The organism is Lactiplantibacillus sp. B652 (assembly GCF_023806745.1).
In the GTDB taxonomy this organism is placed as follows: Bacteria; Bacillota; Bacilli; order Lactobacillales; family Lactobacillaceae; genus Lactiplantibacillus; species Lactiplantibacillus pentosus.
On record NZ_JAMSKY010000042.1, the window covers coordinates 1 to 3,061 of the forward strand.

At 43.1% G+C, this 3,061-nt stretch carries 3 protein-coding genes; all 3 read right to left on the reverse strand.

Features of this window, described 5'->3' with window-relative positions; all coding sequences use genetic code 11:
- Positions 1–522 (reverse strand): ribonucleotide-diphosphate reductase subunit beta (locus MZO40_RS16725; protein WP_252133464.1); only part of this gene is annotated, 522 nt, incomplete at its 3' end.
- Positions 523–627: 105 nt separating this feature from the next.
- Positions 628–2,775: a class 1b ribonucleoside-diphosphate reductase subunit alpha gene (gene nrdE, locus MZO40_RS16730; protein WP_057704821.1), complete on the reverse strand. Its 2,148-nt coding sequence runs from the start codon at positions 2,773–2,775 to the stop codon at positions 628–630.
- 27 nt (positions 2,776–2,802) lie between these two features.
- On the reverse strand, positions 2,803–3,061 hold a 259-nt coding region (locus MZO40_RS16735), incomplete at its 5' end, for a class Ib ribonucleoside-diphosphate reductase assembly flavoprotein NrdI (protein ID WP_252133465.1).

The following is a 3,061-nucleotide window of genomic DNA, read 5'->3' on the forward strand; positions in this document are numbered from 1 at the left end:
GAGAGAATGGGTTTGAAGGGTTGTCCAATATTTACCAAATGAAAGGCCAGTTTCGGTCAAAATAAAAAGGGCTTTTTTTTGTAAAGCCGTGCCATTGGTGCTCGTTTGAGCGAGTTGGTCGATTTCAGCTTGCAGATTGGCATTATCATCTGCCCAAGTAAAACTTTCACCGCCGTTACCCGGAATCAGAGCCCGGAAAATGGTCGTACAGCTTTTGGCATGGACTGATTTCATGAAGGTAATGGTATTTAATACGGATTCTTCTTGTTGGGTTCGCCGATCATGGCGAATGGCAGGAGTGCCGACCTCTGATTGGTAGACGGCTAACATCGATGCACCTGCCAACATGCGGGTAATGGCCTGTTGTTGAGTGTCTGCTAGCTGTTGCCAAGCTGGTTGATCATTCGTGACGGGAATCCGAATGTCCAACCAAAAGTTAGTGGTGAGTTGTTCCCACGTGTATTTATCGAAATTATCTTTAATGTCATCCCAGTTAATTGCTTTGTAGTATAAATAGTCCATCGTTATTTGTTCGTCTCCCTAGTTAGGATTCACAGGTGTACGGGCACCGTGATCCAATAACGTGTTGTCGGTGGGTTAAACGGGCGCTAACCCTGAATACATCCCCTAGATCATGCATGACTCGCATTCATTTGCGGTTTTGATTTCGTCGTCTTCTGTGAATGTTCGAATGTAGTAAAGTGACTTGATGCCCTTGGTCCAGGCGTAATTCCGTAACCGGTTAAGGTCTCGGGTTGTCATCTTTAAATTGTTATTGTCCTTCCACTCGTAAAGGTCAGGTTTCAAAACTGAACGCATAAATAGTGTCAGACTCATGCCTTGATCAATGTGCTTTTGAGCTACGGCATAGGTGTCAATAATTTTTCGTTGATCAATATCATATGCGGGTGTGTAGTAAGGCAAAGTTTCGTTAGACAGGTAAGGTGCTGGATAGAAGATTGAGCCTACCTTATTTTCCTGACGTTGTTCTACTAATTGTGTGATTGGATGAAGTGATGCACTTGTTTCATTGACGTACGAAATTGACCCGTTCGGTGCCACAGCGAGTCTATTACGATGATAAAGGCCGCCAGTAATCACAGCTTGCTTGAGTGCCTTCCAATCTGTAACAGATGGTAATTTAATATTTTTGAAGATTTTTGCAACTTTGGTACTCTTAAATTTAAAGTCTGCGTTCAAGTATTGATCGAAGTAACTGCCATCAGCGTACTTTGATTGGTCAAATTTAGCGAAGGTTTCGTGGCGTTCACGGGCAATTCGATTGCTCGTAACGAGTGAATAGTAGTTTAAAGCTAGGAAGTAGGCATCAGTAAATTCAAGGGCCTCTGGTGAGCCATACTCAATTTGGTGGCGTGCAAGGGCAGTATGCAGACCCATAGCCCCTAATCCAATCGTGTGGTAAAGTTCGTTACCATGTTTAACAGTCGGTACTTCCTTAACGTCGGTTGTGTCAGTTACGAGGGTGAGCGCACGAACAGCAACCTCAACTGAGTGACCGAAGTCCGGCGAGTCAATCATATTCATGATATTGGTTGATCCGAGATTACATGAAATATCGGTGCCAGTTGTCTTGTACGATAGGTCATCATCAAGTTTTGACGGTTCTTGAGGCTGTAAGATCTCACTACAAAGGTTACTCATAATAATTTTGCCATCGACAGGGTTAGTTTGGTTGGCCGTATCAATGTTCAAGATGTAAGGATAACCAGATTCTTGTTGGAGTTGAGAAATCTTTTGTTCTAGTTTCCGCGCGTTAAAAACTGACTTCTTAATATTGGGGTTAGCGACCATGTTGTTATATTCTTTGGTGATATCGATGTAAGCAAATGGCGTACGATATTCACGTTCGACATCATAGGGGCTAAAAAGATACATTGGTTCGTTAGTCTTGAGTAATTCATAATATTTATCAGGAACAATCAAACCGAGGGACAAGGTCTTCACCCGAATTTTTTCGTCCGCATTTTCCTTTTTGGTATCCAGAAAATGTAAGATGTCAGGATGGAAGACGTTGAGATAAACCACTCCGGCGCCGTTCCGTTGCCCAAGTTGGTTACTGTAGCTAAATGAGTCTTCAAGTAACTTCATCACTGGTACAACGCCAGACGAGGCGTTGGAAATCTGCTTAATAGGATCACCTGAGGCGCGCAAGTTTGACAGGTTAACGCCGACGCCCCCACCGATTCGAGATAGTTGAAGGGCAGAATTAACGCCACGTCCAATTGAGAGCATGGAATCGGCCATATCAATTAGGAAACACGACACCATTTCTCCGCGGCGCTTTTTCCCCGCGTTGAGGAAAGTGGGAGTGGCAGGCTGATAACGTTGTGAAATCAATTCATCGGCAATGTCATTGGCAAGTTGTTCATCACCATTAGCGAGATAGAGGGCATTGAAGACGACGCGATCGACAAAGTCTTCCAAAAATTGCTGGCCATCATTAGTTTTCATGGCATATTGTGTGTAGAACTTGTAGGCACCGAGAAAGCTGCGAAAACGAAAGTGATGGTCTCTCATTTGGTCGAACAAGGACTGCACAAACTTGTGAGAGTATTGTTCCAGGATACTTGGATCGATATAATCTTCGTCAACCAAGTAATTTAACTTGGCATTTAACGAATCAAATTGCTTGGTCTTCGGTTTAACCGTCTCTTCGAAATAAGCCTTTAGGGCTTCTTGATCATAATGTAGCGGAATTTCTCCGTTGCTTGGGATATTTACGAGGTTATTTAAGTAAAAATAGGTATTTTCCATTTCTGGGGTGCTAGTTACCATTAGGGATTACTCCTTCGTTGTTTGAAAACAAAATTGATTGCGATAGGTTAAGATGGCATCGGCAATGCGAGGAATGTCGTGTGCGGTGCCACGTAGCTCAAAATCGGTAATGTAAGGAAAATCGAAGCGTTTAGCATATTGTTTAGCTGTGAGTGCAAACTGCTTATTAAAATTACGATTACCGCTACCGATAATACCGTAGCAATGCTGGTAATTGCCTTCGTACGCGAGGTAATCTCCCAAAATAGTGGTTAATATTTCAGTA

Coding starts and splice junctions, on each gene's coding strand:
- nrdE (WP_057704821.1), bottom strand. CDS start 2,775: ATGGAAAATACCTATTTTTACTTAAATAACCTCGTAAATATCCCAAGC.